24 protein-coding genes are annotated in these 25,532 nt (G+C 36.5%); 5 read left to right on the forward strand and 19 right to left on the reverse strand.

Translation table 11 applies throughout. The features are described 5' to 3' along the window. Positions 1 to 645 carry an SDR family oxidoreductase gene (locus MKY06_RS12560; RefSeq protein ID WP_098526480.1) on the reverse strand — a complete coding sequence of 215 codons (645 nt, stop codon included), beginning with the start codon at positions 643 to 645 and terminating at the stop codon, positions 1 to 3. 411 nt (positions 646 to 1,056) lie between these two features. Here MKY06_RS12560 and MKY06_RS12565 point away from each other — a divergent pair, with 411 nt between their 5' ends. After that, positions 1,057 to 2,568: a class I adenylate-forming enzyme family protein gene (locus MKY06_RS12565; RefSeq protein WP_029321906.1), complete on the forward strand. Its 1,512-nt coding sequence runs from the start codon at positions 1,057 to 1,059 to the stop codon at positions 2,566 to 2,568. 35 nt (positions 2,569 to 2,603) lie between these two features. Here the strand turns inward: MKY06_RS12565 and MKY06_RS12570 are convergent, their stop codons facing one another. Further along, positions 2,604 to 3,062, reverse strand: coding sequence for a MarR family winged helix-turn-helix transcriptional regulator (locus MKY06_RS12570; RefSeq protein WP_013057155.1), 459 nt, complete (start codon positions 3,060 to 3,062; stop codon positions 2,604 to 2,606). A gap of 400 nt (positions 3,063 to 3,462) precedes the next feature. On the opposite strand from MKY06_RS12570, the gene MKY06_RS12575 reads away from it, so the two are divergent. Then, positions 3,463 to 4,425, forward strand: a complete 963-nt coding sequence (locus MKY06_RS12575; RefSeq protein ID WP_013057156.1) for a VanW family protein — start codon at positions 3,463 to 3,465, stop codon at positions 4,423 to 4,425. A gap of 42 nt (positions 4,426 to 4,467) precedes the next feature. Here MKY06_RS12575 and mbcS read toward each other — a convergent pair whose 3' ends face one another. After that, positions 4,468 to 6,048, reverse strand: coding sequence for an acyl-CoA synthetase MbcS (gene mbcS, locus MKY06_RS12580; protein ID WP_098526479.1), 1,581 nt, complete (start codon positions 6,046 to 6,048; stop codon positions 4,468 to 4,470). 152 nt (positions 6,049 to 6,200) lie between these two features. Then, on the reverse strand, positions 6,201 to 6,899 hold the full coding sequence (locus MKY06_RS12585) for a hypothetical protein (protein ID WP_013057158.1): 699 nt from the start codon (positions 6,897 to 6,899) through the stop codon (positions 6,201 to 6,203). Positions 6,900 to 8,401: 1,502 nt separating this feature from the next. Between MKY06_RS12585 and MKY06_RS12590 the strand changes: the two genes are divergently transcribed. Then, on the forward strand, positions 8,402 to 9,337 hold the full coding sequence (locus MKY06_RS12590) for a 3'-5' exonuclease (RefSeq protein ID WP_098277894.1): 936 nt from the start codon (positions 8,402 to 8,404) through the stop codon (positions 9,335 to 9,337). Positions 9,338 to 9,654: 317 nt separating this feature from the next. Here MKY06_RS12590 and MKY06_RS12595 read toward each other — a convergent pair whose 3' ends face one another. From MKY06_RS12595 to MKY06_RS12605, 3 genes are all read right to left on the reverse strand, one after another. Next, the gene (locus MKY06_RS12595; protein ID WP_289914352.1) at positions 9,655 to 10,821 is read right to left on the reverse strand and encodes an Ig-like domain-containing protein; all 1,167 of its coding nucleotides are present in this window, start codon (positions 10,819 to 10,821) and stop codon (positions 9,655 to 9,657) included. Between the two features lie 464 nt (positions 10,822 to 11,285). After that, positions 11,286 to 12,296 (reverse strand): hypothetical protein, encoded by a 1,011-nt coding sequence (locus MKY06_RS12600; RefSeq protein ID WP_029321915.1) that lies wholly within the window; start codon positions 12,294 to 12,296, stop codon positions 11,286 to 11,288. 215 nt (positions 12,297 to 12,511) lie between these two features. Further along, positions 12,512 to 13,915: a glutamate decarboxylase gene (locus MKY06_RS12605; protein ID WP_078081862.1), complete on the reverse strand. Its 1,404-nt coding sequence runs from the start codon at positions 13,913 to 13,915 to the stop codon at positions 12,512 to 12,514. Between the two features lie 224 nt (positions 13,916 to 14,139). Here MKY06_RS12605 and MKY06_RS12610 point away from each other — a divergent pair, with 224 nt between their 5' ends. Then, positions 14,140 to 14,661 carry a hypothetical protein gene (locus tag MKY06_RS12610; RefSeq protein WP_029321919.1) on the forward strand — a complete coding sequence of 174 codons (522 nt, stop codon included), beginning with the start codon at positions 14,140 to 14,142 and terminating at the stop codon, positions 14,659 to 14,661. Positions 14,662 to 14,719: 58 nt separating this feature from the next. On the opposite strand, the gene MKY06_RS12615 is transcribed toward MKY06_RS12610, so the two are convergent. The 11 genes from MKY06_RS12615 to MKY06_RS12665 form a co-directional block, all read right to left on the reverse strand. Then, positions 14,720 to 15,031: a hypothetical protein gene (locus tag MKY06_RS12615; RefSeq protein ID WP_013057166.1), complete on the reverse strand. Its 312-nt coding sequence runs from the start codon at positions 15,029 to 15,031 to the stop codon at positions 14,720 to 14,722. A gap of 131 nt (positions 15,032 to 15,162) precedes the next feature. Continuing rightward, positions 15,163 to 17,124, reverse strand: coding sequence for a GTP-binding protein (locus MKY06_RS12620; RefSeq protein WP_098526477.1), 1,962 nt, complete (start codon positions 17,122 to 17,124; stop codon positions 15,163 to 15,165). A gap of 116 nt (positions 17,125 to 17,240) precedes the next feature. Beyond that, entirely contained in the window at positions 17,241 to 17,423 is a 183-nt protein-coding gene (locus MKY06_RS12625; protein ID WP_231101803.1) for a hypothetical protein, read from the reverse strand. Between the two features lie 439 nt (positions 17,424 to 17,862). After that, positions 17,863 to 18,657 carry a formate/nitrite transporter family protein gene (locus MKY06_RS12630; RefSeq protein ID WP_098287532.1) on the reverse strand — a complete coding sequence of 265 codons (795 nt, stop codon included), beginning with the start codon at positions 18,655 to 18,657 and terminating at the stop codon, positions 17,863 to 17,865. Positions 18,658 to 18,845: 188 nt separating this feature from the next. Beyond that, on the reverse strand, positions 18,846 to 19,190 hold the full coding sequence (locus MKY06_RS12635) for a DUF2294 domain-containing protein (RefSeq protein WP_013057171.1): 345 nt from the start codon (positions 19,188 to 19,190) through the stop codon (positions 18,846 to 18,848). 398 nt (positions 19,191 to 19,588) lie between these two features. Next, on the reverse strand, positions 19,589 to 19,780 hold the full coding sequence (locus MKY06_RS12640) for a hypothetical protein (protein ID WP_028408436.1): 192 nt from the start codon (positions 19,778 to 19,780) through the stop codon (positions 19,589 to 19,591). A gap of 114 nt (positions 19,781 to 19,894) precedes the next feature. Beyond that, positions 19,895 to 20,086, reverse strand: coding sequence for a hypothetical protein (locus MKY06_RS12645; RefSeq protein WP_025751820.1), 192 nt, complete (start codon positions 20,084 to 20,086; stop codon positions 19,895 to 19,897). A 101-nt stretch (positions 20,087 to 20,187) separates the two neighbouring features. Then, positions 20,188 to 20,751, reverse strand: coding sequence for an MFS transporter (locus tag MKY06_RS12650; RefSeq protein WP_098526476.1), 564 nt, complete (start codon positions 20,749 to 20,751; stop codon positions 20,188 to 20,190). Beyond that, a complete protein-coding gene (locus MKY06_RS12655) occupies positions 20,748 to 22,184 on the reverse strand; it encodes an FAD-binding oxidoreductase (RefSeq protein WP_098449365.1) in 1,437 nt (478 codons plus the stop codon). The genes MKY06_RS12650 and MKY06_RS12655 overlap by 4 nt, the downstream gene beginning before the upstream one ends. A gap of 197 nt (positions 22,185 to 22,381) precedes the next feature. Continuing rightward, a complete protein-coding gene (locus tag MKY06_RS12660; protein ID WP_014459963.1) occupies positions 22,382 to 22,519 on the reverse strand; it encodes a hypothetical protein in 138 nt (45 codons plus the stop codon). 79 nt (positions 22,520 to 22,598) lie between these two features. Next, the gene (locus tag MKY06_RS12665; protein ID WP_098287536.1) at positions 22,599 to 24,581 is read right to left on the reverse strand and encodes a methyl-accepting chemotaxis protein; all 1,983 of its coding nucleotides are present in this window, start codon (positions 24,579 to 24,581) and stop codon (positions 22,599 to 22,601) included. 149 nt (positions 24,582 to 24,730) lie between these two features. On the opposite strand from MKY06_RS12665, the gene MKY06_RS12670 reads away from it, so the two are divergent. Further along, positions 24,731 to 24,955, forward strand: coding sequence for a hypothetical protein (locus MKY06_RS12670; RefSeq protein WP_014459961.1), 225 nt, complete (start codon positions 24,731 to 24,733; stop codon positions 24,953 to 24,955). Between the two features lie 29 nt (positions 24,956 to 24,984). Here MKY06_RS12670 and MKY06_RS12675 read toward each other — a convergent pair whose 3' ends face one another. Beyond that, complete coding sequence (locus MKY06_RS12675; protein WP_098526475.1) at positions 24,985 to 25,485, reverse strand: metallophosphoesterase family protein; 501 nt, start codon at positions 25,483 to 25,485, stop codon at positions 24,985 to 24,987. Positions 25,486 to 25,532 lie beyond the last annotated feature (47 nt).

Raw genomic sequence — 25,532 nt, forward strand, 5'->3', positions numbered from 1 at the left:
TTAAATAGATTGAATAGCCTCTGCGATAGGCGTATCGCCTGAAACTAAATCAAAAGAACGTCCGAATGTATGATCTTCACTTAACGTTTCCACTACCACACGCGCTACATCTTCGCGAGGAATGGATCCGCGCTCTTTGTTCTCCCCAGCATCTACACGTCCTGTTCCTGGTTCGTTTAACAATCCGCCTGGTCGAACAATTGTATATGTTAATCCGCTTGCTTCTAAGATTTTATCCGCGTAATGTTTGGCTACATAGTAAGGAATTAGTGAAGTATTCCAGTTTTCACGGTGATGTGCTTGAAGTGCGCTTACCATCACAAATCGTTTAATACCTAAATTTTCTGCAGCTTCCATCGCTTTTACCGCACCGTCTAAATCAATTAAAAGTGTCTTATCATGGCCTGTATTTCCGCCTGATCCTGCGCTAAAGATAACGGCGTCACAGCCTTTCATCACTTCCTTAATTTCATGTACAGTGCCTTCTAAGCTTGCAAAAGCCGTTTCGATACCTCTTGCCTCAAGTTCTTTTGCTTGTTCTTCTTTACGAACCATCGCACGTACAGTGTGCACATCACTTTCATTCAAAATGTTTACAATATGTTTGCCTACTTGACCATTCGCACCAATTACAAGAACTTTCATGTCTAAATTTGCTCCTTTCAAACCCAAATGCTTATATATTATTGTTTCATATTCACCGTTTTCATTCAATAAATTAGCTCAAAATCCGGTGAATAAGGGGAAAGTAAGAAAATATATTAAAAAAATGAAAAACAAGAAATAAAAACTAATTTACAAACAAAAAAAGGAAAAAAATAGTTCGTTAAACCCAGTGTCTGAACTATTTAAATTTTGTAAAATTTTCTCAAACCCTTGGTAATACAACACTTCTTAAAAACAGTATCTCTTTTAACATTTCCCGATACAACCTATATAAACACATTTTGATAATTTTAAACTTTTACTTCGGAAAAATTTTTTGTTATTATGTTTTAGTCATTAAAATATTCATAAACGAAATATTTAGTCCGAGCGGACAAAGGAGAGGATAAAATGAACACATTACAATACTTAGTCGCAGAACGTGCAGAGATTTCTCCTCAACATGAAGCACTAGTTGAACATAATGAACGTTATACATTTAATGAATTTCATGAAAAAGTAAATCAATTGTCTCATTACTTCTTAGAGAAAGGAATTCAAAAAGGAGACCGTATTGGTGTTTTAGCTCATACAAGCATTGCTTACCCAGTCGTTACAATGGGGATTTTACAAGTGGGAGCAGTCGTTGTTCCATTAAGTAAGAGCATGACACCTTATGAGCTTGATAGCATTATTACGAGCGGACAGTTAAAAGCGATTATCCACCACAATGAATTTACGTCTGTATTAGAAAAAGCGGAACAAACGGATGGACTTAGTTTTACGTTAAAAATTGAGGATGCAAAAGAATTTACAACTCAATTCTCAGCGTATAACACAAACACGCCAGAAGCACTTCCTGAAGTACTTCCTGAAGATCTAGCATTGATGATGTTCACATCAGGTACAACAGGTAAGTCAAAAGGATGTATGATTGCACACGGATCGGTAAGTGCCTTTTTAAATTCTGGCGGACAGGAAGAACGTGCAAATATTGATAAAAGCATGCGCTATTTGTTTGTTCATCCATTCTTCCACATGAGTTCGATGAGCATTTTATTTATGTGCATTAACACAGGAAACACAATGGTATGTTCTGAAGAAACAGATCCAGCTAAAGTAATTGAGGTAATTGAAAAAGAAAACATTAAAATGCTGTTTGCACTACCACCTGCATTAAAATACATTGTAGAAGAGCTTGAAAAAGGAGATCACTATGATTTTCCTCTAAAACTTGCTGTGTCAGGCGGAACAAAAGTATCAGAGTCTTTAATTGAACAATATGATCGTAACGGAATGATTTTAGCTCAAGGGTACGGAAGCACAGAAGCTTGGATTATCAGTTCATGGCATCCTCAAATGGGATGGAAGAAAGTAAGCTCTGCTGGAAAACCTGCTCCACATGTGGAAGTTAAAATTGTAGACCCCGAAACACGTCAAGAAGTTCCAACTGGAGAAAAAGGTGAAGTACTTGTACGAAGCCCTTATCTATTTAAAGGCTACTGGCAAAATGAAGAAGCAACAAACGCTGTCTTACAAGATGGCTGGTTAGCGATGGGCGATGCAGGTCGATTAGATGAAGACGGATTTCTTTACATTGAAGGACGCTATAAAGATGTAATTGTATATGGAGGAGACAACATCTACCCAGATCAAGTAGAAGAAGTTGTCCTAGCAGCAGATGGTGTGTTAGAAGCGACAGTTGTCGGCATGCCTGATGATGTGTACGGCGAAGTTCCATATGCATTTGTTGTTAAACAAGAAGCATCTGCTTTAACTGAAGAAGATGTAGTGAACTTCTGTAAAGAACGATTAGCACCATATAAAGTGCCAACTGTTGTATTTGTTTCATCACTTCCTAAAAACAGCGTAGGAAAAGTGTTGAAAAACGAAGTGAAAAAACAAGCCTTAGCACACGCATAATAAAAAAGCGGCCTTTATAGCCGCTTTTTTTATATTTATTGCTGTAATTTTTGAGATATTTTTTTCATAATGTGAAAGTATTGATCTCTTTCTTCTTCTGATAAGTGCGAAAGTAAATCTGACCAAAAATCGACACGAGTAGCTTGCAATATTTCGACAACTTTTTCGCCTTTTTCCGTCAACTCTACCCACACGCTTCGGCGGTTTTGCTTTTTATAAATACGATTCACAAGCTCATCATCTTCTAATTGATTTAATACAATGGTGATAGCACCAGGTGAGAGTCCAAGTACTTTTGTGATATCGCTAACAATACAGCTTTTTTTATCGTGAATGGTCTTTAAGATTGCTTCTTTTGTTGAAGTTAAATGGTAGGGAAGCAAATCATATTTCTCACCGATTACGGTGTTTTTATATTTTAAAAGAGCTTCTTTTACATGATCTATACTTTCTAGCTGATGACTAATCTCTTCTTTGCTATAACGTTCAGTCAAGCGTAAATCCTCCTCATAAAACAAATTCCATTTTTACCATTATACCATGTATAATGCCCATAGAAAAATGAACAACACCGCGAAAATTGTCAGAAAAATTTTAAAATAATTACCATAATTCGTTAAAAAATCCTTGTTTTCGTGCTATTATATATAAGAATAGTAATAACAGGAAACGCATACAACATTTGTTTTCTATTGAGTTCATAAGAAAAAATGGGGTCTATGAACATCATTCCGCTTTACCTCATGTGTTGAACAAAGAAAAAAATATAAAAAATGGTGATTATTCACTTTGGCAGATCGTCTTTTATAAGATGTTTGTATAAAATGAATGTATACATATTTTTATAGAAAAAACATATTGAGGTAAAGCCGAGATATGGGGGGATTCAATTACATGAAGAAAGTCTTAGGAGCGCTTTTGCTTGGCGCTACAATTGTGAGTGCGTTTATTGCGTACAGCATGTATACAAACCATTCTGCAAAGCAAACAGCTGCGATAGAACAAAAACAAGCAGCGAAAAAAGCAGAAAAAAAGACTGAGAAAAAGAAAAAACCAGTCCTTAAAATCGAAGACCTAACGTATCAGCTGAAAGATTCCCGCACAGGAAAAGTAATGAAAGAATTCAAGCCGGTTCATTACAAGGATAAAGACGTATACGACCAAGAAATTAAGCAATTAGCGTCTGAGCTGGCAAAAGGGATCGACACGCCTATGCAAAACATAAAAATGGATGCAAATGGATCGTTAACCGGCGGGTCCAAACAAATCATTTTAAAAGAAGCAGAGCTTGTTAAAAATCTGCAGAACTTAAATACGAAACAATTGGATGTAAAGGTTCCGATTTACGAAACCGCTCCAAATGTAACGGCAGCATCTGCTCAAGGGATCGCTGATGTATCGCTAGCTTCGTATTCTACACGTTTTCGTCCAAGTGATACAAGTCGAAACAGAAATGTTCAGCTATCCGCAGAAGCGATTAACAACGTTGTATTAGGTCCTGGAGATTCATTTTCTTATAATCAAACAGTTGGGGAGCGCACAGCAGAAAGAGGCTATCAGCCTGCTCCTGAAATCATCAACAAACAGCTGGTGATGGGAATTGGCGGAGGGATCTGCCAAACATCTTCTACGCTATTCAATGCTATTGACGGCGCTGGTCTTCAAGTGACAGCTAGGTCTCACCATTCAAAACATGTAGGTTATGTACCTGCAGGAAGAGATGCAACCGTATCGTGGGGAGGACCTGATTTTAAGTTCACAAACAACAAAGATTACCCTGTCATCATTAAAGCGTACGCAAACGTAAATACCGGTGTTTTAACGGTAGATGTCCGTACTTCACAGCATGCTATCTAATAAAAAAGACGTATCCTAACAGATACGTCTTTTTTTCATTTATTATGCTTTTTGTTGCTCGCGTTCACGAAGTTCCACACGTCGAATTTTACCTGAATTAGTTTTTGGCAATTCATCAATAAATTCAATTACGCGAGGATACTTGTAAGGTGCAGTTAAAGTCTTTACGTGATTTTGCAGCTCTTTAATAAACCCTGCATCTGTTGTTTTTACATGATCGACAAGAACAACATACGCTTTTACAACATGGCCGCGATCAGCATCTGGGCTAGCTATAACGGCACATTCTTTCACCGCTGGATGCTTAATTAATGCATCTTCAACTTCAAATGGCCCAATTGTATAGCCGGAACTGATAATGATATCATCTCCGCGTCCTTGGAACCAGTAATAGTTATCTTCATCTTTAGAAGCGCGGTCACCTGTTAAATAGTAGTTTCCTTTATACGTTTTCTCAGTGCGCTCCATGTCTTTATAGTAGTGCTTGAAAAGAGAAGGGAGGTCTCTACGAACGGCAATATCTCCAACTTCTCCAGGCTTACAAGGTTCGCCGTCTTCATTAATGATTTCTACAAATCCTTCAAGCATCGGTTTACCCATTGAACCAATCTTTGTTTTTACACCTTTTAATGTACCGATTAAAAGAGTATTCTCTGTTTGACCGTATCCATCACGTACTTGGATATTAAAATATTTTTTAAACACATTAATCACTTCTTCATTTAGCGGTTCTCCCGCAGATACAGCGCTATGAAGGTGAGATAGGTCAAAACGTTCAAGCTCATCAATTTTAGCCATAAAGCGGTACTCTGTTGGCGTGCAGCACAGCACGTTTACTTTTTCATCCTGTAAAATTTCTAAAAACTTTTTAGGTTCAAAACGTCCGTTATAGATAATGCCTGTTGCACCTTGTCCAAGTACAGATAAAAACGGAGTCCAAATCCATTTCTGCCAACCAGGACCTGCTGTTGCCCATACCGTATCTCCTTTTTTAATATCTAACCATTCAGCAGCTGCGATACGAAGGTGAGCATAAGCCCATCCATGAGTATGAACAACGCCTTTTGGCTGTCCTGTTGTACCAGATGTATAAGGAAGGAATGCCGTATCATCCTTAGTTGTTTTAGCTGCTTGGAACTGTTCTGGCGCATCCGCCGTAAGTGACTCTAAGCGCGTCCATGACGTAACATCAGCACCAAACGTAATTTTATGTTGTAGAGAAGTAGGGAAGTTTTCAATCTTATCGATCTCATTGCAGAAAGGATGGTAAGAAATAATCGCTTTTGCTTCAGCGTGATGTAAACGATATTGGATATCTTTTGCGCGTAATAGTTCTGAAGAAGGAATTACAATAATACCTGCTTTTAAGCATGCTAAGTAAATAGCGTACGATTCAATAAGGCGAGGCGCAATAACTAAAACGTGATCGCCTTTTGTTAAACCTAGCTCTGTTAACCCGTTTGCCACTTTATTGGCTTTTGCTAACAGCTGGTTATATGTAATTTCTTCACGTGCACTGTCAGCGTCCTGCCACTTTAACGCAAGCTGATCGGATGCATGTTTTTCAATTTCCTCTGTTAAGTTGTAATGTTCACTTGGAACTAAATCTTTTAGTTGAATCATAAAAACGACTCCTTATATTATAGATATCAATGATTTTTATCATTACTATTATATTACTAACTATTAGTACTTGCTACTAATTTGTTTTGGGTTTTAGTAAAAAAGCAAAAAAAGACCCGCCTATCTTATTAAGACAGCGGGTATAACGTATGTTATTTAAATAAGCTCCATTTTGTATGAATAGGTACTAGCTCTTCTTCAGACTCGTCCTCTTCGTATAAACCACGTTCTTTTAAATACTCCACAAAATATAAGTCTGCTTCCTTACGTTCATCATAAGGCTTGATCGATAAAACAAACCCTACTTTATGCTGATCTTCATTTTCAACGCCTGAGAGATAAGCTTTTACATTATGCTGCAAGAACAGCTCTTTAGCAGGAATAATTAAGTCTTTAACGAACTTTGACAGCAATTCCAGCTCAAAGTCGAAGGTGAACTTAGCAATTTTTTCTAGATCTGCAAATACCACGCCGATAAAACTCGTATTATGTATTTCGTAGTCTTTCGTTTTTTCATCCCACTCAATATGTCCGATTTCCTTTAAGTAATTAATAAAATACCCAATGCCTTCATTGCGGCCAAAAGGCTGTTTAGAAAGGACTAAACCAATCTTCTTGTACTTAGGAAGATACACGCATGAGATAGCGGCTTCAACTTTATGCTGTTGAAATAAGTGCGTTGCCCCTTGAAGCAAGGCATCTAAGACATGATGGGTAATTTTCATTTGCTTACGAGGAAAGTGATATTCATTGCGTGCTAATTCATCTGTATCAGCAAACGTTGATCCAATAAAGCCTGTATTGGATAGGGTAGGAGGGAGCTTCTTTCTTTTTCTTTTTCGTACCGTCATTCAAAAACACTCCTTGTGATCATCAATACGATAAAAATAAAACGAACATACGTTCTTATCTAATGATACAAAAAATGTGTCGAAAAGTAAAGAGAAGTTAACGGAGAATTTGAAATTTTATAATAAAAGTAACTAAGGTTTCTAAAACGTAGCGGTTAGTAGAAGTTAAAGAGGAGAGGGAGAGCAAAAAATAAAAGGCTGCAGATGAAAAGCATCCACAGCCTTTTATATATTCATTAACGAGCTTCTGTTAAAGCTACCATATCTTCATCATCTAAATCGATATCTACGTGACAATCCATTGTATGAATTGTTTTATCTTCATGATTTCCATAATAAATTGTAATGTTCATGAGTATCGCTCCTTTAAAACTGGATAATGACATCCAATTTATACCGTCATCTATTTGTTTAATATTATACCCGATGAAAAAGGAAACTACAACTAAAATCACTAAAAAGCTGATAAGAAAGGGGTTTTCAATGACTTTAACAAGGAATCAGATAGAATAAAAATACTAATTACTGTATTTTATTACAGAAAATACGAGGTTTTGACTTTTGTAAATGAATAAAAATCCACAAAATGCAAACATATGTACTAAATGAAAAATATACGTTCTATAGCAAATAAATCCTTAAAATATTAAACGTAAACAGATTTTATCAATTTGCAAAGAGTTCATTGAGAATACGATGAGAAAAAATAAATGAGTATAAAATCTAAATCCTACAAGTAAACTCATTTATTTTTCAAAATCTATAAATATAGGTCGAACTGATCAAACTTAAAAACAATCTGTTGAAATCAATATGCATTCTATAAAATCATATCCACATTTGTTCAATTAGAACAAATCTTGCTGATAATTAGTTTAGTGAGTTAAATTAAATAAACACAAACCCTATCTCATTTTTAAATTCTGTCTCACTATCATAAGTATACTTTTGAAATGAGACAGAATTTACGTTTTATCTATTGGTTCCTAGAATATATATTATGTAAACTAGAAAAAGAAATAAAATCATTGCGGTCTCCCTTGCTCTTAGACCCTTGGAATACATATCACCTATTGCTTTGTCTTGGTTACTCGTTTGCTTGCTTTAAGGCTTTATCGAGAATTCCTATAAGAAAATAATCGCTCACTTGATTTGGATGACCTTACATCTTCAAGTGTACGTCGTTTTGTATAGAATTAAGTAATTAATCATCGAAACGTTACAACGTCGTATATCAAGCCACTTAGGCAATATTGCTTAAAAGAAAATTATATGAAGTCAGACTTCACTGCTAATATCCAAACGCCAAAATCAGACAAAGAACTTCCTGTTTATATGTCCTTCGAAGAGCTTCAAAAACTTTTCCGCTACCTAGAAACTGATAAGCGTCCCCTAGCCTTTTGAAATAATCCATTGTTATCCTCGGGATTTGGAATTTATTAGTTCTTCCTCTTTCACACCTATTCCCTTATAATAACCTGTTAGAGAGAGGAGCATAGAATATGGCAGATGTAAAACAATTTATCTTTTTTGATTTTGAAATGCTGTGTTCAAACAAAGGAATGCCGTTTGAAGATATGGAAGCAATTCGGCTCGGCGCGGTGAAGTACAATATCGAGACAGAAGACATTGAGTTTTTTGATCGTTATATTCAACCTACAAAACGAGTGTCCTTAAGCCGCTTTTGCAAAGAGTTAACCGGTATTAAAGATACTGATTTAGTCGGTGCAAGTAATTTTAAAAATGTTTTTGAAGACTTTTTAACCTGGATTGGCGGAATTAAAAAATCCCGTTTTTTCTCCTGGTCTACCAGCGATTTATCCCGTTTAAAAATAGATGCGGCAAAGCACGAAATCTCTCTTGCTACTATAAAGAAAATAGAACAGCGTTATGTTGATTTTCAAGAAATTTTCACAAAACGTGTTTCTGAAAATAACGTATCAGTAGAAAATGGGTTAGCTTTATATAATTTGCAGTTTGAGGGTAAAAAGCACAATCCGATGTATGATGCGTATAACACTCTTCGCATTTACCTAAGCTTTTTGAACGAGCCAGTACAGTCTGATTTCATTATGATAAAACAATTTATTCTGGAAGAAGTGCCGCAGAACATTAAAGAAATGAATGCAACGCTTAGAACTACCATACAAAAAGACCTCCACATATTTGCGGAAGAGTTAAATGAAATATATAAAATGAAAGATGCGTTAAAAATTATAAAGAGAACTCAAAGAATTGTTAAAAAATACGAAAATATTCTTATCAATCGCTCTGGTATGTTTTCAGAGGAAAATAGTTTTTATGTCGGTCTTTTACTGGATTTTTATCATAATTTGCTGCTTTGTTATAATGAACATCTCGAATATTCATCGAAAATTATCATTTTAGATGAGAGCACTCTATACCCTTTAAACCAGCTTTCTTTAAAGAGAGGATGAAAATCCGTTCTCTTTGGTACATAATTTAGCTCTTTCCTTATCCCCTTGTTCCCGTTCATTCCATAAACTCTCAAGAACGGAATCATCATTATAATCTTCCCTTATTAATAATAAAGTTTTAGGCCTCAATTAGGTCTAAATAAGTTTACTTACTACGGAATTATGTATTTTACACTAAATAAAAAAGCAGACACAATTGGTCTGCTTATAATACTAGCTATCCTGCTATCCTAACAGTCTGATTTTAGCTTTTGTGATTATTATTGGATTGATTTACCACTTAATGCATCGCAGATAATCTAAACAGTTTATCAATTTTAATGTTTCACAACAGTTACATACGTAACTTTACTTACATTATTCGAAGCATCTTTAGCAGTTACGTTTAATTTAGTTCCTTTTTTCTGTATAGGGATACTAACAGAGAATGATCCCTTTGAATTTGCTTTTGCATACCCAATTCTATTCTTCCCTATATTAACAGTTACGGTAGAGTTAGCTTCTGCTTTTCCTGTCACAACCTTATCATTATCATCTACTTTATTAACTGCTGGCTTGTTTGGTGGAGTAACGTCAGCCTTTACAACTGTTATATAGGTAAGTTTACTTACATTTCCCGCACTATCTTTAGCGGTTACATTCAGCGTAGTGCCTGCTTTTTGAACTGGAATACTAACAGAGAATGCTCCCTTTGAACTTGCCTTTGCATACTCAATTCGTTTTTTACCTACATTAACAGTTACAGTTGAACCTGCTTCCGCTTTACCAGTTATAACTTTATCGTTATTGTCTACTTTATTAACAGTAGGTTTATTTGGCGCAACAGTATCTTTGTCAGCTTCAAATTGAGTAGAGATTCCATATATAGCATCATAATCATTTCCGTTTAGATCTAAAACAGGTATGTAATACGTGCCCGCTTTATTAACTTTATATCCTTGCACTTCCACTCCATCATCATATTCAGAACCTAAGTATTCTAAATAACCATGATCTTGATATTCATATTCAGTTGCTAAAAATAGTAAATCGATATTGGAAGTAGTATCTGTTCCACCCGCTACTAGTAAAGTCCCTTTTCCAGATACGTTCACCTTATAAAAATCTATATCAAGAGTATCGTCGAATTGTCCAAATGTTACTCTCTCGTTTAGTAGTGTATCTGCTATTTTGAAATCATCATTAGGCTCACTTTCATACATTGGCTGACCACTACTGCCCTTAATACTTGCACTTGATGCATTAAATTTTTTCGTAGAAAAACCTTTAGGTGTTTCTAATGTAATTAAAGTTTGTTCTTTAATTTCCCTTAGCGCATAGGGATTAATAACATTATGATTTAACGGTTTATCAGATTTCAATCGGCTTTCAATGGTTTTCTTTGAAGACTCATAGTTATTTTCAGCTGCTTGAGTTGTGCTTACTGATAATGAGGAAGCTAGTAAACCTACAGATAATAATGAGATGATACCCTTTTTCTTCATTTAATCTCTCCCTTAACCATATGTAATTACTTTATAACTACGACTATCATACTACTTAATTTTTAACATAACCATATAATTCTATATTCAAATTCCGACAAAAAAAGACAGCCATTTTTAATGGGGCTGTCTTCCTCTAAATCTTTTACTATTTTTATATCTGTGGAGGAAAAGATGTTTAGTTTTATAATGTACTTTCTCTTTACGAAAGTGAAATGAACTATAAAATGAAGCATAGATAAATCATATATCGGTTGTATTTAAGAGTGTCAGTATCTAACATTTTTTGTTCTTTTGAAAGATAGAGAAAAAACTTTTCTATACGTTAGTTACTACGTTTTAATTTTTGAAAAATCCATTTTATTACAATTTATAGTCAACAGGAATTAAAATCCCAAAAGTATATATAATAGCTACTTTTGAGGTTTTGTATCGCTCTTTTTATGTTTAATAAACAGCTTATTTTATTGGTAACCGTCTAACGTAACATCAGTAATTGACCCATCACTAGGATTTACTTGATACCACCCTTGTGTAGCTGTATGCCCTTCTCCTGTTTCTTCATTATCAACAACATTTTCATAAACATGGATAATATAGTTTCCTGAGTCGTCAACGTGATCATATGCTACAAGGAGAGGTGAATCTTCAGATATGCCTTGCTGATCACGAACCAGCTGGATAGCTTGTTCTTGGGAAACTGTTTGTTCGGCTGTTTCCTCTTCCTCAATTGCTTCTGTATCTTCTTCCTGCTCTGGTTCTGATTCCGTTTGGGCCTCATCTTCTGAATCAGCCTGAGCTTCTTCCTCGTCCGCTTTTGCCTGAGCTTCCTCTTCCTCCTGCTGTTTCTTTTCTTCTTCTGCTAAACGTTCTTCCTCCGCTTTACGATCTGCTTCTGCCTGAGCTTCAGCTTCTGCATCCGCTTTGGCCTGCGCCTCTTCTTCTTTTTGTCGGTCTTCTTCTAGTTGTGCATAGTAATCATCTAATTCCTTTTCCATTTGCTGCTGTTCAAGGTCAGATAATTGCTTTTGTTGTTCTTGTATTTGATTTTGAAGCAAAGCAATTTGTTCTTCTGAAGCATTATCAACAAAATTGATGTTTTCTACATAATCACCACTCGCGTCAAAATTAACTTCCATCATACAAAAAACATTTTGCTCTTGATTAATGCCATAGTAAATATATTGATTGTCACCTACTTGGATGTACTGATAACCATTCATTACGTTTAATAAGTAATCGCGATCCGCTTCTTTAGAATTAACTGCTTTTTTAATTGTTGATGCTTTTGTTTGTAATGTATTCGGCGATGATTCTTTTACAGCCGTTTTGTTGCCATTTTCTTTCGTATGAACCGCTGTTGATTTCTCTGTAGGCTCTTCTTTTTGCGATACAGTTTCACTAGATTCATCGCTACAGGCTGCTAGCAATATAGCTAATAATGGAATACCAAAAGCAACTTTCAACATTTTCATAGACTATTATCCCCTTTTTTTATCTTTTTTTAGGTTTTGCATAATTCTAAAGAACCACAAAACCTTAGGGGTTATTATACCAAAATTAAGAAAATATAAGAATATTTTCTTGTTTTGTTTATGGAATTTTTTGAATAAATTATCTTTTTATGCATAAAAAAACACAAAGCCATATACTTTTTTCAGAACACGGCTTTGTGTTTTCGTAACAGATGTTAATGATGAAATCCATTGTCGTATTTCGTGTCTTTAAGAACAGGTCTATCCAACGAGTTAAGAAATTCAACGGCTTGTTTGAAATTAACCATAAATAAATGAGCAAGGTCTCTTGAAAATCCATTTCTAACAACAATGCGCATGATTGTGATTTCTTCCATGTCTGCTGGGAGTGGGTAAGCAGGAACTTGCCATCCGTACGTACGCAGTTGTCTAGACAAATCATAAAGAGTCCAGTTTGGTGTATAGTCTTCTTTCAGTTTCCAAGCAAGAACCGGGATATCTGAACCATCAGCAAGAATTTCGAATGCGTCCATTTCTCCAATTTCTTTGCTAAGAAACAGCGCGTTTTCTTGGGAGGTTTTTTGCACGGCATAATAGCCGTCTTTACCTAAACGCAAGAAATTGTAGTACTGCAAAAGGACTTGTGCTCCTGGTCTAGAGAAGTTGAGCGCAAAAGTTGGCATGTTGCCCCCTAAATAAGAAACGCGGAAAATAAGATCTTCAGGCAAGTCCTCTTTTTCTCTCCAAATTACCCATCCCAAGCCAGGGTAAACTAAACCATACTTGTGTCCTGACACGTTAATGGACTTTACTCGCGGCAAGCGGAAATCCCAGATAAGGTCTGGTTGAAGAAATGGAGCGATAAAACCTCCAGAAGCAGCATCTACATGGATAGGAATATCCAACCCTGTTTTTTCCTGTAACTCATCCAATGCTTTTGCGATAGCAGCAATTGGTTCGTAAACCCCTGTATACGTGACTCCAAGAATCGGTACGACGCCAATTGTATTTTCGTCAACCGCATTAATCACGCCTTCTGCATCTAAATAAGGATGATCTGGATTAATGTTCACATAACGAGGCTCTACGTCCCAATAGTTTGCGAACTTCTCCCATACCACTTGAACCGATGAACTAAATACAATATTGGGGCGGTCCGTTGATAGCCCTTTAATTTTACGCAGTTTCTGCCAGCGTCTTTTTAACGCTAGTCCACCAAGCATACATGCTTCAGATGAACCTGTAGTAGAAACGCCCATCGTGGTATCAGGATTAGGTGAATTCCACAAATCCGCTAAAATACGTACACATCTCTCTTCAATAGCCGCTGTCTGCGGATACTCATCTTTATCGATCATATTTTTATCAAAAGATTCTCCGTACAAACGCTTTGCATCAGGCTCCATCCACGTAGTAACAAACGTAGCTAAATTCAAGCGGGCATTTCCGTCTAAAGCAATTTCGTCATGAATGATTTGATAAGCCGTTTCCGGAAGCATACCTTGATCACCGATACGCAGTCTTGGAATCGTCACTTCTCCTTGTCGAGAAAAAAGCGGATTAACAGGAAATTCATCAGGTAAATTTTTTTGTTCACGATGTGGGTGCCATTGAGGCATAAAGTATCATCTCCTTATGTATATCTAACAAATTGCTTTACGTTCACCTGGTGTTATAACAAGCAGGTCTCCTTTACACATTATGAGCTTTGAAACCTATTTTCATTCTTTACATTATCCGCAGCACATAAGGGTGACCTTTATTTAGTGATACTCATAAAAATCTGCTTGGTACAACTTAAGGGTAAAAAAATATGGTAATATATTCTAAAGGAGGTTTTCGGATGGAGAAACAAGGGATTATCTTGCAAGACAAGTTTTTCGAATTAGGTGAATCTCCTATTTATAATGAATCACAAGACGTTGTTGGAAATGTCACATATAAGTTATCTATTGCTAATAAATTTGAGATTTTAAAGGACGAAGAAATTATATTTACAGGTAAATCTAAAATGTTTGCCCTCATGCCAAAGCTGATTATTTCTGATCATCAAGGAAATGAAGTTGGCATGATTCAACGGAAATTCACTTTTTTTAAAAAGAAGTATCTTTATATCAGAAACGATGGCGATACATATGAAATTACGGGGAATATAACAGATCGCAAATTCGACGTTTTGCGTTCCGGCGTTCCTATCATTCAAGTCCGCACACTCTCTTCTTTTCTGTCATTACGTCCCCACACGTTTGCTTTAGAATTTCTCGAACCTGATCTTGATAAGTGGGAAGGAATTGCGGTTGTACAAGGCGTAAGGATGATGGTGAAAGACGAAAACAGCAGTACAGCTACTGCTCCGGCTCAATAGTGGTTATATGATATTAAAAAACGAACAAACTTCAATATAAAGTTTGTTCATTTTTTAATTAAGGGCCAAATACTAATGTACCGATGACAGGGTAGCTAATTGGTACAAGAAACAAGATGATATTTAAAATAATCGCCCATAGACAGAGCTTGTCTTTTTTTATAAAGAAACCAATAATTGCAGGAACAATCATGAGCGGAACTAAAAAGATAGGTGCGATAATAGGCAGTCCTTGAAGCTTTTCAGCCGCAATAAGTCCTGTAAAAAAGTTAAGGATCAATAAAGTATTAATAATGACATATAAAAGTGAAATTCCTCCAAGAATCCCACCTATTATCCCACTTTTAGTTGTTTTAACAGTGGCATCCACGTTTCTATCACCTCTTTTTTAGAAATATAAGTAAACTATACTATAATGTGGTTTTTATTGTAAAGATATGAAGAAAATAACTAATGAAAGCCCATTACAAAAAAGCACTGTAGCGATTGCTACAGTGCTTTTTATAAACAGTGCATTTTTTCCTCTGCTTCTTTCCAAGGAACCGTATAGCTCTGTCCTTTGGCGCAAAAGACGGAGGATGAACTGTATTCGGGATCCGCCTCTTTATTGTAGCGGATTCGTTCAATAACTTCTTCTTCATTATGACAGCGTTCATACCCTCCGAATAATAGAGACATCGCTCCTTTTCCATGCGTAAAAGATGCTAGCGTCGAACCGTAGGTCATAAAAGTAGCAACAGGAACTTTTCCTGTAATAATCGCTTTGTTTTCGGTTGTTACAGGAGAATCAAAGCGACCGTGTGCGCTTTGAACATCAGCTAATACTCTTCCCATTTGATCAATATCTACTTTAATTTTAAAGTCATAATACGGTTCCAGCACAATGTTTTTGGCTTTTTCTAACCCTTGTCGTAATGCTCGGTACGTTGCTTCTCTAAAATCTCCTCCGCTTGTATGCTTGTTATGAGCTCGTCCGGTACACAACGTCACTTTTATATCAGTAATAGGCGAACCTGTCAGCAAACCGTGATGCGGCTTTTCAAATATATGCTGACGGACTAGATTTTGATACCCAACGGACAAATCGTCGGCGTGACAAGCATTTTCAAAAGTAATTCCGTTGTTTCGTTCCGCTGCTTCTATTTTCAAATGAACTTCTGCATAGTGTTTCAACGGTTCAAAATGCCCGTAGCCCATCACTGTATTTTGAATGGATTCTTTGTACAAAATTTCTGGTTCTTCAAACTGTACGTTTATATTAAAACGTTCTTTTATCAGTTTTTCGAGAACTTCAAGCTGAATTGCTCCCATCACATGAATATGAAGTTCTTGAGTCCTTTCTTCCCACGTCACATGTAAAGAAGGGTCTTCAGCATCTAAAAATCGAAAAAGTTTAATTCCTTCTTTTGGATGAACAGAAGGCTCAAAAACAACTTTTGATTTTAACGTAGGCAAAAGTTCGTAGGACCGGCTTTCTTTTAACGTTCCAAGACCGTCTCCAATCGATGCTGAAGACAATCCTGTAACTGCAAAAAGTTTGCCGGCTGAACCTTCATTAACGTTTTTAAATGTGCTTCCGTTATAAGCGCGAATTTGAGTAATTTTTTCTTCGTATAGCTCTCCGTTTTTTTCATAAGCCACTTCATCACGCACCTGCAGTGTCCCGCTAAGAGCTTTGATAAACGTGATACGCATGCCGTTTTCATCGTGCCGAATTTTATATACACGCCCTGAAAATGCTTCTTCCTTCGAGTAGCGAGTTTCTGTTAACAAATCAACCTTCTCTAAAAATTCTTTAATACCGATGTCTTGTAAAGCTGAACCACTCGCACACGGGAAAAGCTGATTGGCTTGAATAAGCTTTTGCATAGCCGCTCTCCAATAAGCTTGATCATTCTTACCTTCCATAAATGCATCTAGAAGCTCTTCATCTTTTTCAGCTATAAATTCAATAAGTTCCTCACTTAACGAGCCATCTAGAAGCTCTGACGTTATGTCAAAAACATCGGGGGTTAAGTTGTGTTTAATATCATTTATAACACGTTCAGGATCTGCTCCTACACGATCGATTTTATTGATGAAAAAGAATACGGGCACACGATGTTTTTGAAGCAGCTGCCAAACCGTTTCTGTATGGCCTTCGACTCCTTCTACTGCACTTAAGATAACAATGGCATAGTCCATCACTTGAATAGAACGTTCCATTTCAGGTGAAAAATCGACGTGGCCCGGCGTATCAATTAAATAGTAAGTAGAACCGTTATATGAAAAAGTTCCTTGATCGGCAAATACCGTAATTCCTCGTTCTTTTTCAATCGCATGGGTATCAAGAAAGGAGTCTTTGTGGTCAACTCTTCCTCGCTGTTTAATACTTTTTGTATGATAAAGAAGCTGCTCGGAAAACGTAGTCTTCCCTGCATCCACATGCGCTGCAATGCCGATTGTTTTATTAGATTGTTTCATTGTTAAATACCACCTTACTGCTGTATGTATAGCTGTTACTCTCTATTTTATAATAATCGTAAGAAAAAGTGGACGACAAAGAATTAGAGCTGCTTACATCAAAAAAGAATGCGTGATTAAACATCGCATTCCTTTTTTGTACGGCTTTTGGTATCTTTTTTGCCTTTTGCTATAAAAATAGCTGCTATAAGGCACCCAATTCCAGCTAAATGCATGATGTTATTACCTGTCGCGCCTAGACTGTTACTAGTCAACCCAACTAAAATGCTACCAAATATAATCAATAAAACAGCAAACATGAACTTCAATTTCTTCACTCTCCGTTAGTAAGTTATTAAATATGATTTGCATATGGATCATATAAACCAGTAAGTAATAATAGACTTGCTGATAAAATCAATGTTCCTGCGATTAACAAACTGTTGCTACATACCTTTTTTCTCTTCTTGCGTAAAAACATTCCTGATATAAGAAATAGTAGTGCGACAGATAGTAGAATTAACCCTATACCAATATTCAATCTTTCTTTCTCTCCCTTATGCATGTATTCCGTATCATCTAGTTAACCATAATATTATTATGAAAATAAAAAACGAATTTGAACGTTTACCCAACCTTAATTGATTTATATGTTATCATACATAAATTGTTAAAAATACATTTTTTCACCTTTCACTATCAAAAAAGCAGCCTCTTTACTAAGAGACTGCTTTTTTTAATGACAACTGATAAAACCGTTTAAGAAGCTTTTTTTAATTGTTCTTTTTGTTTTTGTTGATAAGAAGAAAAATAAATAAGACCTACAAATACAGCTCCACCTATCATATTTCCAATAAAGGTAGGGACAATATTTGTCATAAAATCAAACCAAGTAAAGTGACCTGCAAAAATAGCAGCGGGAATAATAAACATATTGGCTACAACGTGCTGAAAGCCAATCGCAACAAATGCCATAATAGGAAACCAAATACCAAGAATTTTCCCCGTAACATCTTCAGCACCGTATGAAAGCCAAATAGCTAAACATACAAGCCAGTTGCAGCCCACAGCGGAAATAAGCGTTTTAAAAAACGATTCATCAATTTTAGCTTGAGCAATTGCTACCGTTTTATCTAAAAAAGGCCCTGTTTCTGTTAAACCTACAATATGTCCAAAGAAATATGCGATAAATGCGGCACCTAAAAAGTTAGCAAGCGTGACCCAAAACCAGTTATGAAGCAAGTGACGAAGTGAAATTTTTCTTGCATACAGGGCAATGGAAACAGACATCATATTCCCTGTAATAAGCTCCGCTCCCCCAAGTACAACCAGCATAAGACCTACAGGAAAGACGGCACCTCCTAAAAGATTCGATAAACTTCCCCATTCAGCTGGTAAATTACCAATTACGCGTATATCTAGTAAAAAGCCAAGCGCAATAAACGCGCCTCCTAAAAACCCAAGCATGAGAATGGAAGAAAGGGATAGCTTCGTTTTTGAAATCCCTGCTTCTAAAGCGATGTTTAACATTTTATCCGGCTTGTGAAATGCCATAAAACTCCTCCTTAACTAAAAAAGGCAGCACTCAAAAACACCTTTTACACAAGGTTTTTGAATGCCGCCTAATAATCCTGCACTTTCTTTACAGTATATCAGTCATCATTATCTATAATAAAATCAAATAAAAAACAAGCAGATCCTACTTCTCTTTCATTTAATTAAATTATGTATTTTACGTTGTTCTACTGAATATTGGTTTCAAACACAAACACAGAAACAGCGATATCTTCTTCTACTTTGATATCAGAAAATAAGTACTCCAGCTTAGCTCCTAACAAGTCTTCAAGCCCCTCTGGAGGAGATGAAGCGTACAGGTTTTGAATAAGCTTTGTTCTTGCCATATGTACCGTCTCTTTACCTTCGGTTGTTCTCGCGATAAATTGTTCAGCTGGCGTTAAGTTGCCGTACAAAGTTGAAATAGCCATATTTTGAACAAATACAGTATGAATTCGTTCTGGACCTTTTCCAAAAAGTTTTTTGCGCAGCTTTCGGATAATATCATTAAAATCATGTATTTTCTTAGACACTGGTGTATGCCCCCGCTTATCTCGAGTATGTCTATCCTGCTCATTCAAGTTTTCAACTAAGAATAAGTTACATTATACATGACGACGTTTACATTGTATACAATGTATCTGTTTTATCCCCGTTAATCCAAACAATCGCAAAACCATTACGAAATGATAAAAAAAATCCTTCACTTATTAAAGTGAAGGATTACCTTTATATCTCTACTTAAAGGTTACAAATGGATTCTCAGTTATCAAAGAAATAACTAAGAACTTTGACAAAATAGCATGTCAAAATAGTCAAGTGGTATGTTTGTACCAGTAGTTAATGCTATCATGTTAAAGTCATGGAATCCAATTAGTTTACTTTCATAATACTTTATTTAATTTAAATATTCTTTTTTGATAGGTAACCCTTAATCTTCATCACGATCTGCTCTAAATTCATCATCAGATAATGAATTTAGTTGATGGCTAAGCTTTTCGTAGTTATCTTGTTTTTGGTTTTGTTGTACATCATTAGATATAGGAGCTTCACTAGAAACAGTAGACTTTTTTCTAGTCTCTTCGCCTCCGCTAACTCCAAACCCAACATTGTTATCCGTCATCGGATTCACCTCTTTAACTGTTATTATAGAGAATTGCTCTAAAAAAATAACAGGAAACAAAAGGGATTACCACTTAGCTAATAGTGGTCCAAGGTTACTTACGCCAAACCGTATTTAAATAAGGAAATGACCCGCTTTAACCCCATAGGCAATACCAACAAAAAAACTTGCTATACCTAGTGTTTGACTTTTACATACATACTTTATAGTTAAGCCTGGAATCAGACCCCATATAATGATGAAAATAGCGAACGATACTATAATAGAAGACCATGCATCTTGCCCTGATATACTTATACCTTGCATAAACGTTTCTCCTTTCAGTACTTATATCGGGAGAACATAAATTTTTTATAGTATCTTATAATACGAACTAAAAAATTCAAGCGACCTGTCCATATAAACTTTTACAGCGAATGGTGGCGTTCAAGCTCAATTGTTTTTGGTTTTTGCCATATTAATACCCCTGCTGCTACGTACATAAACGAAGTGATGTAAAAAAGGCTGCCGATTGTCAGAAAATCAATGATATACCCTGTTGCAATCACGGCTAAAGCTGCCCATATAGAGGTCCATAAATGATAGTGTCCTACTTGTTTTCCCGTATGAGCACGATCTGTCTGCCTAGATAACGCTATTTTTTCTGAAGTTTTCTGAAGAGCTCCAAGTAGCCCCATTATAATCTGAACGATATACACCTGCGTGATCGTTGTTAAAACAGGAATAACAAGCATAACAACGGCCATCCCAAACGTATATAAAAGAAGCAAGCGCTTTTCTCCTACTCTGTCACTCCATGAACCGATCAACGGATGACTCAAAGCTGCGGTTAAAGCGAAAATTCCGTAAGCTAAGCCAAATTGTGAATAACTATCGCCAAGATTTCGAAGCAGTAAAAGGTAAAAAGGTAAAACAATACTGCTTGCGGTAATCATCAGGCTTTGTGAGTGTAAGAGTTGTTTGTACGTCATTTTCCATACTCCTTATAAAATAAATTAACGAACGTTTCGTTCCGATCATATTTTCTTTTTAAATTAAAAAAGGCGGTTGTATGAGGATAAGCCTCTTCTAACTGCTTCTTAATTGGGTAGCCGTAGTAAGGCAAATAATAGCTTCCTTGATGCTGAAGCGTAACATCTACCATTTTTCTGACAACTCTTTGTGTATCAGAGATGCCTTGATGGTCTTTTTTCTGGTTAATAAGTAAAACGAGAGCAAACATGTCGTCTTTTGCATAAGACATGACTGCTTTATTGTCTTTCTCTACATAGCGAACGGTAATGTTCAATAAATTTAATTTCTCTGTTGATAACACTTCGCGTAAATCATCGATGTAAGAAGCAAATTCATCAACCGGAACGAAGTATTCCTGTAAAACTTCCGCTCGGCTAGCACTTTCGTATTCCATAAAATCACTTTCAGAACGCATAACATTATTTCTTGTTTCAGGCCGTCCATTTTGTCTTAAGAAATAAGCCTTTTGTGTTTCCCACAACATATCTTTTCCCCAGTCACTGTACCGAGACAGCCCTAGCATAAATTTAGGAAGTGCCACTATTTTTTCTGTTTTGAGCGGTTCGTTTGCAGTAGAAGTATTTTGAGAAGATAAACGGTAGTTTGTGACGTACATATCTGTTAGTAATTGATTAGGAGAAACAGAAATACGCGCCATATGCATACGAACGTCAGGATTATGCTGTACGTAGTTTTTAAAATACGCTGTATACTGCCTATAATCTAAGCGAATAACTTCATCTTCATACCATTCATCGTCTGTCAAACGAAGCGTCACATCTAAAATGACTCCAAATAACCCGTATCCTCCGTTTACTAAAGAAAACAGCTCAGGGTGTTTCTTCCGGCTAATTTCGATAATAGATCCGTCCGCCTGCAGGAGACGCATAGATTTTACCGTATCCATTAAAGAACCGTATCGAATATCTCTGCCGTGTACGTTCACGCTAATAGAACCTCCAACGGTAAAAATATTTTGTGATTGCATAACTTGAAGAGCAAGACCGTCTTTATGTATATATTGCTGAATATCATTCCACGTTGTCCCGCTTTGAACCGTAATTTCTTTTTGACGTGGCTTGTAATCTATAATTTTATTGTACTGCTTCATATCAAATATAATAGCATTCGGATAGTACGTCTGCCCTCCTTGGCTGTGCTGCATGCCTGCAATCGCTATTTTTTCATGATGCTGTGAAGCGGTTTTCACCCAATCTTTCAGCTCTTTTTCAGTTGTTCCATGCTTTATTTCTTTGACTTTTGTAGGAAGAAGCCGAGCAACATCCTCCGTTACAGGACGGGTTTGCTGCTGTTTATAAATATGATAGGAGGCATATGAACCTACTAGATAAAAAGATAAAAAAGTTCCTAACAACACGTTTTTCTTCATTCTAAACTGTAAGCTCCTTTCTTTATTTCTGTGAAATTATACCATATAAAAAGTGAAATAACACTATAAAAGTGTAATTTTACACTAATATACAACTTATTTTGAGAAAGTATATGAAAAAACTTGTAATTTAATGTATGTTAACCTTATTGAAACAAAAAAAGAAAAGACACTGGGTCTTTTCTTTTTTTGTTTCTTTATTTTTCAGCTTCGTATGCAACTAAAGCTACTCTTTTTCCTAACGTTTGTTGAAACTGCTCTTCTAGCTGTTTAAGCTTCGCATGCATATCATCGTTAATTGAAGCTGGCTCAAAGGTCATTTTTGTTTGCTCCATCAGATACTGTCACCTCTTTCATGTGTGTATGTTCTACTTTTTCCAATATAAAAGAGGTCTATGACGATTTGACGAAAGTTTACAAATTAAATTTGCTAATGAGCGCTGTTAATTGTTCTGCCATTTGAGACAGAGATTGTGCGGAAACAGCAATTTCCTCCATTGAAGCCAGCTGTTCTTCAGTTGATGCAGCAACTTCTTCAGATGTAGCTGCATTTCCTTTAGCAAGGATCGCCATTTCACCCGCTGTACGGGCCACTTCTTCAACCGCTGCTGAAATTTGCTGAGCAGTCGCAGCAACTTCTTCTACTTGCGGAGTCGTTTCATTCATGCTGCTTAGAATTTGTTCGAATTTTTGAATAGCCGTTTGTGATATTGTTCGTCCTTCTTCAACTTTGTTTGTAACTTGCTCCATTGTATGTACAGATTCCTGAGTATCTTGTTGAATCGCTTGAATAAGCTCAGAAATTTGAGACGCGGACACTTGTGATTGTTCTGCCAGCTTTCTCACTTCCGCTGCTACAACGGAAAACCCTTTTCCATGTTCTCCAGCTCGTGCCGCTTCGATTGCAGCATTTAAGGCTAGTAAATTTGTTTGAGCAGCAATGCCGCTGATTACTTCTAAAATGGTTCCAACTTCTTTTGAACGTTGAAACAAAGTACGAATCGTTGTATTAGACAGCTCGACGGATTGAGAAATGGATTCCATTTGTTCGACCGTTTCTCTCACGGCTTTTCCGCCTTCTACAGCTTCAGACGTTGTGTGATTTGATAGCTGAGAAACAATTTCTGTACGCTTGGCAATGGTAGAAACTCCTTGGACAATCTCATCTAAAGAAGCTGCATTTTGGTCAATAACAGCCGTTTGTTTTTCCGCGCTAGAAGCCACTTCTTGTATCGCAACCGATACTTGTTCAGTCGCAGCGCTCGTTTGCTGTGAGCTGGCCGTTAGCTCTTCTGAAGAAGCAGCCACTTGTTCTGCACTCATTTCAACATTTTGAATTAATGTGCGAAGATTGTTTTGCATCTGACTAAAAGCATACCCTAACTCGCCGATTTCATCCTTTGAATTGACGATAATCGCTGTTGTTAGATCTCCTTCACTAACGCTCAGAGCCTGATTCTTAAGCTGTTTGAGCGGTTTAATAATCGATTGCAACACCGCAAAAATGGTAAGACTCCCGATTATCAGACAAGCTACAATAATAAATAGTGTTTTGTAAAAGATAGGCTGTGCTGCTTCACTAACTTCTGATGAGTACATAGTGCCTGCAACTTTCCAGCTTGTTGTTTTATTTGTAGTAAAGACCATCTTTTTTTCATCCCCGTTAAAGGTATAATCAAAAGACCCGGAGCTCTTTGCATAAAGCTTGTCAAAAAGAGAATCTGTCGCTTTTGTACCTGCTTTTTCCGTAGGGTGAACAATATATTTTCTTTCTCCATCCAAAAGAAATGGATATCCTTTTTCTCCGATTTTTACTTTGCTGACAGCTTTATTGATGCGGCTTATATCTAAATTTAAAGCAATAACCCCTGTGCCATCCGCCGTTGTTTTCGCTACAGTAATAACGGTCTGACCTGTAGAGGCTGATGGATAAGGTTCAGTGACAACTGTTTTTCCTTTGTTTTGCATGGCTAGCTTGTACCAATCTCGCTTTCTGGGATCATAGCCTGCTTGTATCACTTTTTTAGGCGATTGAATAAACTTCCCCTGCTGATTTCCTGTAAAAATGCTGACGGCTTCTGGATGAAGCGAAGCATATAAGTTAAAATCTTTGCTTAAAGTAGCCATATCTTTTTCATTGTAGCGCTCGTTGTTTACCACTGATGCAAAAAACTCTACATCATGAATTTTTGGTCCAATGGTATCGTCAATCACTGAATTAATGGACTGTACATTTTGCTGTGCTGTGTTAATAATTTGGTTTTCAATTTCATGTTTCGCCGTTATGTAAGCTGATACACCTATCGTAACAGATGGCACTAACAAGATCGCTGCAAATGCTAGCACCAGCTTTGTCTTAAAGTTATTAAGGGACCTTTTTTTTCTTACTCTCTCCATGCTATGTAGCCTCTCTCTCCGTAGTTAAAAGTGATCGTGCACTTTCTTTCTATCGGCAAGACTTCATATTCCTTTAGTCATCGAGTGTATACATAATTAACAATGGGTGTGAAAAGATAAGAGTACGATAAAAAAAGTAGGTGATTTTAATGGAAGAAAGTAAAAACAGCAAGTCTTTTTCAATGTTTGAAACAGAAAAGGTTCAGCGCGGGGAAGAAAAAGATATTTTTAATATCTATAAAGAAGGAGTAAAAATTGCAGAAGTAAGAGGAACGGATCCTCAAACTCAGCAGGTTATTCCGATGCATGACTTAAATGATTACGAAGAAAATAAGCTTCACGAATATATTGCTCATTTAGACCATACAACGTAAAAATGCTAAAACAAGAGCCCTCTCTTGTTTTAGTCCTTAGAATCATAAAAAACATGTTCAAAATGCAGCGTGTTTTTTTGTATGTACAGCAGTCCAAACGAAAATTGCTTTTCACGCCGCTTGTCAGTAGCGGAACCTGGATTAAACAACGTAATATCACCAATTTGCTTATGAACAGGAATGTGAGAGTGACCGAAAATTATTGCGTCAACTTGTTCATGTTCAAATGCCAAAAGCGCACGTTTTTCAGTCGTTTTTCCTTTGCCATGACCGTGGGTTACACCAATCGTAACGTCGTCAAACGGAAGAAGTAATGAAGATGGAAGTACTTGCTGAAGCTCTTCACTGTCTACATTTCCAATTACGCCGTGTACAGGAGCAAACACACGCAGGTCATTGTATACATCTATCGTTTGAAAGTCTCCAGTATGAATAATAGCATCAGCTGTTTTCAGTTCGGTTAGGAGTCTTTCCGGAAAATGTTTCGCTCTTTTTGGAATATGAGTGTCACCTAAAATAACAATCTTCATTTATGATACGCTCCTTTTTCATTCAATATGGTGTAGTTTAGCGTATT

The sequence above is a fragment of the Priestia sp. FSL P4-0332 genome, from assembly GCF_038005845.1.
GTDB lineage: Bacteria > Bacillota > Bacilli > Bacillales > Bacillaceae_H > Priestia.

Bases quoted from the DNA above. Each gene is read 5' to 3' on its own strand.
- MKY06_RS12560 (WP_098526480.1), bottom strand. From the start codon at position 645: ATGAAAGTTCTTGTAATTGGTGCGAATGGTCAAGTAGGCAAACATATT.
- MKY06_RS12565 (WP_029321906.1), top strand. From the start codon at position 1,057: ATGAACACATTACAATACTTAGTCGCAGAACGTGCAGAGATTTCTCCT.
- MKY06_RS12575 (WP_013057156.1), top strand. From the start codon at position 3,463: ATGAAGAAAGTCTTAGGAGCGCTTTTGCTTGGCGCTACAATTGTGAGT.
- mbcS (WP_098526479.1), bottom strand. From the start codon at position 6,048: ATGATTCAACTAAAAGATTTAGTTCCAAGTGAACATTACAACTTAACA.
- MKY06_RS12585 (WP_013057158.1), bottom strand. From the start codon at position 6,899: ATGACGGTACGAAAAAGAAAAAGAAAGAAGCTCCCTCCTACCCTATCC.
- MKY06_RS12590 (WP_098277894.1), top strand. From the start codon at position 8,402: ATGGCAGATGTAAAACAATTTATCTTTTTTGATTTTGAAATGCTGTGT.
- MKY06_RS12595 (WP_289914352.1), bottom strand. From the start codon at position 10,821: ATGAAGAAAAAGGGTATCATCTCATTATTATCTGTAGGTTTACTAGCT.
- MKY06_RS12600 (WP_029321915.1), bottom strand. From the start codon at position 12,296: ATGAAAATGTTGAAAGTTGCTTTTGGTATTCCATTATTAGCTATATTG.
- MKY06_RS12605 (WP_078081862.1), bottom strand. From the start codon at position 13,915: ATGCCTCAATGGCACCCACATCGTGAACAAAAAAATTTACCTGATGAA.
- MKY06_RS12610 (WP_029321919.1), top strand. From the start codon at position 14,140: ATGGAGAAACAAGGGATTATCTTGCAAGACAAGTTTTTCGAATTAGGT.
- MKY06_RS12620 (WP_098526477.1), bottom strand. From the start codon at position 17,124: ATGAAACAATCTAATAAAACAATCGGCATTGCAGCGCATGTGGATGCA.
- MKY06_RS12625 (WP_231101803.1), bottom strand. From the start codon at position 17,423: ATGTTTGCTGTTTTATTGATTATATTTGGTAGCATTTTAGTTGGGTTG.
- MKY06_RS12630 (WP_098287532.1), bottom strand. From the start codon at position 18,657: ATGGCATTTCACAAGCCGGATAAAATGTTAAACATCGCTTTAGAAGCA.
- MKY06_RS12640 (WP_028408436.1), bottom strand. From the start codon at position 19,780: ATGACGGATAACAATGTTGGGTTTGGAGTTAGCGGAGGCGAAGAGACT.
- MKY06_RS12645 (WP_025751820.1), bottom strand. From the start codon at position 20,086: ATGCAAGGTATAAGTATATCAGGGCAAGATGCATGGTCTTCTATTATA.
- MKY06_RS12650 (WP_098526476.1), bottom strand. From the start codon at position 20,751: ATGACGTACAAACAACTCTTACACTCACAAAGCCTGATGATTACCGCA.
- MKY06_RS12655 (WP_098449365.1), bottom strand. From the start codon at position 22,184: ATGAAGAAAAACGTGTTGTTAGGAACTTTTTTATCTTTTTATCTAGTA.
- MKY06_RS12660 (WP_014459963.1), bottom strand. From the start codon at position 22,519: ATGGAGCAAACAAAAATGACCTTTGAGCCAGCTTCAATTAACGATGAT.
- MKY06_RS12665 (WP_098287536.1), bottom strand. From the start codon at position 24,581: ATGGAGAGAGTAAGAAAAAAAAGGTCCCTTAATAACTTTAAGACAAAG.
- MKY06_RS12670 (WP_014459961.1), top strand. From the start codon at position 24,731: ATGGAAGAAAGTAAAAACAGCAAGTCTTTTTCAATGTTTGAAACAGAA.
- MKY06_RS12675 (WP_098526475.1), bottom strand. From the start codon at position 25,485: ATGAAGATTGTTATTTTAGGTGACACTCATATTCCAAAAAGAGCGAAA.